General features: G+C 65.6%; 7 protein-coding genes and 1 pseudogene. 4 read left to right on the forward strand and 4 right to left on the reverse strand.

All coding sequences use genetic code 11. The features are described from left to right. Together JO059_RS18335 and JO059_RS18340 are read left to right on the forward strand one after the other, a co-directional pair. Window positions 1-201: helix-turn-helix domain-containing protein (locus JO059_RS18335; RefSeq protein ID WP_293321242.1), on the forward strand; the 201-nt coding region annotated here is incomplete at its 5' end. 18 nt (window positions 202-219) lie between these two features. Continuing rightward, a complete protein-coding gene (locus tag JO059_RS18340; protein WP_293321244.1) occupies window positions 220-999 on the forward strand; it encodes a DJ-1/PfpI family protein in 780 nt (259 codons plus the stop codon). A 72-nt stretch (window positions 1,000-1,071) separates the two neighbouring features. On the opposite strand, the gene JO059_RS18345 is transcribed toward JO059_RS18340, so the two are convergent. Further along, window positions 1,072-1,581: a nuclear transport factor 2 family protein gene (locus tag JO059_RS18345; RefSeq protein WP_293321246.1), complete on the reverse strand. Its 510-nt coding sequence runs from the start codon at window positions 1,579-1,581 to the stop codon at window positions 1,072-1,074. A gap of 18 nt (window positions 1,582-1,599) precedes the next feature. Between JO059_RS18345 and JO059_RS18350 the strand changes: the two genes are divergently transcribed. Further along, entirely contained in the window at window positions 1,600-2,367 is a 768-nt protein-coding gene (locus JO059_RS18350; RefSeq protein ID WP_293321248.1) for an SDR family oxidoreductase, read from the forward strand. Between the two features lie 8 nt (window positions 2,368-2,375). Here the strand turns inward: JO059_RS18350 and JO059_RS18355 are convergent, their stop codons facing one another. Continuing rightward, window positions 2,376-3,140 (reverse strand): DUF2071 domain-containing protein, encoded by a 765-nt coding sequence (locus tag JO059_RS18355; protein ID WP_293321250.1) that lies wholly within the window; start codon window positions 3,138-3,140, stop codon window positions 2,376-2,378. 183 nt (window positions 3,141-3,323) lie between these two features. On the opposite strand from JO059_RS18355, the gene JO059_RS18360 reads away from it, so the two are divergent. After that, entirely contained in the window at window positions 3,324-3,803 is a 480-nt protein-coding gene (locus JO059_RS18360; protein WP_293321252.1) for an MPT63 family protein, read from the forward strand. 537 nt (window positions 3,804-4,340) lie between these two features. Here JO059_RS18360 and JO059_RS18365 read toward each other — a convergent pair. Continuing rightward, window positions 4,341-5,015, reverse strand: a complete 675-nt coding sequence (locus JO059_RS18365; protein ID WP_293321254.1) for a hypothetical protein — start codon at window positions 5,013-5,015, stop codon at window positions 4,341-4,343. 68 nt (window positions 5,016-5,083) lie between these two features. Next, a pseudogene (locus JO059_RS18370) lies at window positions 5,084-5,517 on the reverse strand (fatty-acid--CoA ligase); the annotation flags it as partial.

Here is a 5,517-nt window from a genome sequence, read left to right on the forward strand (position 1 = left end):
ACCGACGAGGTCGGTGAGGCGCCCGGCCACTACGTTGAACGCATTCGCACCGAAGCCGCGCGCCGGCAATTGGAGGAGACCGACGACACCGTCGTCGCGATCGCCGCCCGATGCGGCTTCGGCAGCGCGGAAACCATGCGGCGCAACTTCATTCGCCGGGTCGGCATTTCGCCGGACCAGTACCGGAAAGCCTTCGCCTGAGTAGATGAGGACACGACCGTGACCCAAATCGCATTCGTCGCCTATCCCGGCTTCACCGCGCTGGACATGATCGGCCCGTATGAGGTGCTGCGGAACCTGCCGGGAGCCGACGTGCGGTTCGTGTGGCACGAGCCGGGGCCGATCACCGCCGACTCGGGCGTGCTGGTCATCGGCGCCACCCACTCGCTGGCCGAAACCCCCTCCCCCAATGTCATTCTCGTGCCGGGAGGTCCGTCGACTCCGGTACACGCGCGGGACGAGGCGCTGCTGGAGTGGCTGCGCCGGGCACACCGGGCGGCGAGCTGGACGACATCGGTGTGTTCGGGCTCGGTGATTCTGGCGGCCGCGGGCCTGCTCGAGGGCCGGCGCGCGACGTCGCACTGGCTGGCCATACCCGCGCTGAAGGCCTTCGGTGCTATTCCCGTCGCCGACGAGCGGATCGTCCGCCAGGATGACGTAGTCACCAGCGCCGGCGTGTCGGCGGGGCTCGACCTCGCGCTGTGGCTGGCGGGGCAAATCGCAGGGGAAGCCCGCGCCAAGGCGATCCAGCTGGCGATCGAGTACGACCCCCAGCCGCCGTTCGACTCCGGGCACATGTCGAAGGCGTCGGCGACCACGAAGGCCGCCGCCACCGCGCTGCTTTCCCGGGACAGCGCCAAGCCGGCGAACCTGAAGGCTACGACCATGCTCGCCTGGGAGCAGGCGCTCGCGGCGGTCCGGTCGCGCCGGCGACGGCGCGTCGCTCCCGCCGCGGGAGACCCGCTGGGCAAGTCGCGGTTTGAGTCCGCACATCGATAGCGCCCGCCATCGCTTGCCGCCAGCTGGTCCAGCACCGACTTCAAGTCGTAGACCTCACGCCACCTTTTCACTTTACGGTGAATCGCCCTCTTGGGCCGGATGCAGCCGGTCCGGTGGCTGCAAAATCTCAGTTGCGGAGAGCCGGCCGCCGGCCTGCATCCAGGCGGCGATGACGCCCGGCGCGTCGCGGTCCGGGTTGTAGATATCTTCCTCGCTGGAGAACAAGCCGTTACCCGCGTAGACGAGCCGGGTCCAGTTCGGGAACCAGAACGGTTCACCGTTTGGGTCGGTCGGGTGGTCGAGCAGATTCTTGACCAACATGACGACGGCGTCGTTGTCCTCGTCGTGCGCGACCCAGCCGACGGGGAAGCGCATGTGCGGAAATGGGGCCATCACCGCCACGATCCAGTCCCGCACCGCCTCGCGGCCGTGGAAGACGCCGTAGTGGTGCTCGGTGTAGACGACGTCCTCGGTGAAAAGATCGGCGAAGGGCCGCCAATCGCCCGAAGCGCTGCACCCTTCCACAACGGTTGCGTAATGACTCATGGCTTGTTCGATTTCGGCTCTGGTGAATTTGCCCATGGCGGACACACTAGAACGATGAACGTGTTGGACTTGTTCGATTTGCGCGGCAAGAGGGCTCTGGTGACCGGGGCGTCCAGCGGTATCGGCAGGCAGGTGGCGCGGGCATATCTGGACGCCGGCGCCGAAGTGGCCATCACCGCAAGGCATTTCGACGCATTGGAGGAGGCCGCACGAGCCCTCGGTGCGGCCGGTGGCAGGGTCGTGCCCATTGGTTGCGACGTGACCCAACCGGGCCAGGTGACCGGGCTGCTCGACCGGATGACCGCGGAGTTGGGCGGCATCGACATCGCCGTGTGCAACGCGGGAATCATCTCGGTTGTCCCGATGCTCGAAATGCCACCGGACGAATTTCAGCGCATTCACGACACGAATGTGACCGGCGTGTTCCTGACCGCTCAGGCGGCGGCCCGGGCAATGGTGCGTCAGGGGCAAGGCGGTGTCATCATCACCACCGCCTCGATGTCGGGCCACATCATCAACATCCCGCAGCAGGTCGGCCATTACTGCGCCTCCAAGGCGGCGGTCATCCACCTGACGAAGGCCATGGCAGTGGAGTTCGCACCGCACAAAATCCGGGTCAACAGCGTCAGCCCGGGCTACATCCTCACCGAGCTGGTCGAGCCGTATGCGGAATACCACGCCCGGTGGGAACCGAAAATACCGATGGGCCGCTTGGGTCGGCCCGAAGAGCTGACCGGTCTGTACCTTTATCTGGCCAGCGACGCCTCCAGCTACATGACGGGTTCCGACATCGTGATCGACGGCGGATACTCCTGCCCCTGACCTTGCCGTCAGGCGACTGGGGACGGCCGGCCGAACCGCGATCGCACGCCGGGAGAAAAGAGTGCACGCAGCCGCTCCCCCGCCGGTTGAACCGAGCCGGCGCTCACCAGTTCGTCGTTGAGCTCGACGATCTCGGCCGCGCGCAACGGCCACGGCTCATGCGTCATCGGTACCCACCACGTGCGGCCGGCCTTGCGGGTGTGCGCGCACCACCGGGCGGTGAGCCAGATCTCCAGTGGTGTCGGTTGGACCGGATCACCGATGGTGACCTTGAGCCGGCTGCGCGGGCCCCGCCGGGGCCGGCGGCGCACACTGTCATAGGTGATGTGGTCGCCGTGTCGCGTGATCCGCATCCTCGACCAGTTATAGGGAACGCCTAACGCCATCCGGATGACCGGTACGGCGGCCAGGCGAGCCGTTTCCAGCGATCTGAACAGAACGCCGTGGCGCCCGGCGTCGTCGGTCGAATACAGCCGCACGTTCGTCTCCGGGAAGCTGCCGAAATACGGCAACGGAAGCGTGACACCGACTTTGGTGCTGGTCAGCGCAAACGGGATGAGACCTACGTAGGTGAGACCGTCGGCGAAAACGTCGGGCCGGACTCCGCGGGGGAACAGGCCTGCTACGCTCGCGGGCCGCACCGGCCAATGGACGAAGGTGAGGTCGGCCCACCGCTGCTCGAAGGTGACGCGACCGGGAAGTGGCGGCGGAGCGACGGGGTACCCGGCGAGAGCCGGCGACGCCGCGGCCGGCGGGCCGGGTGGGGTCGTCATCTGATCATGGTGGCACATCGATTCGAAGTAATTGATTAATCTCCGTTTGCCGCGTCCGCCGCAATTACGGCCCGAGGTTCAATAGGAAATTCTTGGCAGACATCGGTCAATTTGCGGATTAAGATATGCATTACGACGGGTGGCGTCGATCATGGAGTCGCCCACGGAGTAAATGGAGCACAAATGAAGATCACCACGATGATAATGACAGCGGCAGCGGTCGTGGGCATCGCGGCCATTGCTCTGACCGGTGCGCCGATTGCCACGGCCGCCTACCCCATTGCCGGCAAACTTGGCAGCGAGTTGACGATGACCGACTCCGTTGGTCAAGTACAACTCACTTGGATGGTCAACGATCTCAAATCCAGCGCCGACACCGTTCCGGGCTATCCCGTGGCCGGCCAACTCTGGGAAGCCACCGCTACCGTCAAAGCGGTCCGTGGCGCCGTCACCCCGGCAATCTCGCAGTTCAATGCCCGTACCAACACTGGCGTCAACTACCGGGTCTTGTGGCAGGCCGCGGGCCCGAACACGATCAGCGGTGCCACGATTCCCCAAGGCGCGCAAGCGAGCGGCAAGATTTACTTCGACGTCACGGGTCCGCCGCTGACCATTGTCGCCATGAATAATGGAATGGAAGACCTCCTGGTTTGGGGACCGTAACTGCCTACATGAGCCTTTAAGGCGTGTCAGAGCGAGCGATTCGGGTGCTACCGAATTATTCGGACCGTCGTGCGCGAGCTCGAATGAGCCGGTTTTCATGCCCGCTGGGAGGGCCGCATCTTCGTCATGGTGATGTTTTCCGTGGTCCGCTTCGGCAGCAATATCAACGACCCGATTCGCGCAAGAACGGCTTCCCCGGGAGATGTATCTGTCGGGCTACAGCGGCGTTCTCGGCTGGGCGGCGGTGCCTCGCCGACAGCCGCCCCGCGCGCCTGACGGATGCCACTGGCAGTCACCGCGCGGACGTTGAGTTTCCTTCTCCCCCCACGATTTCCGAGGGCGGTAATCACAGGCGCCGCATGCGTGTGGGCACGCTGCGCGGCCGTCAGAGAGGTCCGCATCTTGCGACCGGAACCCCGTTGACTGAAGTAGTCGCGATGAGGCGGTCAAATGTTCGCATACCCACCGGCACGTGGCCGGTGTAACAGGCGGACGATAGGCAGCACGTTCGAGCGGTTACGGCCGAGCGGGGATTCGTCAGCCCTCCAGCTGACCGGAGATCCCGCGCTCGATGCTGGCCTGAGTTGTGGACGGCAACACGATGATGCCGTCGAGCTCCTTGCGGGCCACGTCGAAGGCCTGCTGGCGTTCCTGCGGCGCCGCCGCGGAGTCCGACGCCAGGCGCAACAGGCCCTGAGCCCGCGCGATCCGCTGCTGATCCTCTTGCGAGAAGTCGCTGCGACGTCTGCGCATGGCCTCGGCCTCGGCGATGTTGAACGCGGTGACGTAGTCCTCGACGGCCGTCCGATACTGCGCCGCGGCCTCCCGGTCGTCGAGAAGATCTTCTGCTTTGACAGGACGCAGGAAGTCTGCCCGCAGCTTGGCCCGATGGAAGCCGATCGTGAGGGGATCGCGCATGTCGGTCATCAGCGGGAAGTCGAGCAGCTTGGCGAAGTCGAGTTCGTACTCCAGCCAGCGTGCGTCGGTTCGGCTGTGCTCCTCGATGACTCGTCTCAACGAACGCCATTGAGCCGCTTGGTTATTGATCGCTGGGCCGGACACGGTTCCCGCGTCCGCGATGGTCCGGTCGGCGTCCTGCGGTTCCTCGGTGCGTCGTCTGTGCGCGGAGAATGCTCGTACCCCGGCGATGATCAGACCCGCCAGCGGCAGGACCATGATCAGCAGCTCCGCCACCCGGAATAGCAAACCCACAGGGCCAGGATGCCATCACTCACCGGTTACCGGTGCCCTCGGCGGCCGGCGACCAGCATTGCCGGTTGCTAGCTGCCACCGAGGTACTGCGCTCGGCAAGCCCTGCGGGCCAACTTGCCGCTGGTGGTGCGCGGGATGGCGCCTGCCGGAAGGAAGCGAACGTCGGAGACGGTCACGGAATGCCGGCGCGACACCGCGGACCGGATCGCCTCGATAGCCGGCTGCGGGTCGTCGCGGCTGGTGCCCGCGGCACGTTCGGCGATGACGACCAGTCGCGGGCCGGGGTCGGGAGTCGATGTCTCGCGGTCCGGCAGTTCATCGCCCGGCACCGAGAACACGGTCACATAACCGCGACGCACCATTGGGGAGGCTTCCGCGACGGTGGCCTCGATGTCTTGGGGATAGTGGTTACGGCCCTCGACGGTCACCAGATCGGGAATCCGTCCGGTGACATAGAGCTCACCATCGAGATAGACGACCGACGCCTCCGCGGACGGCGCGA

The sequence above is a fragment of the Mycobacterium sp. genome, assembly GCF_019247615.1.
Lineage (GTDB): Bacteria > Actinomycetota > Actinomycetes > Mycobacteriales > Mycobacteriaceae > Mycobacterium.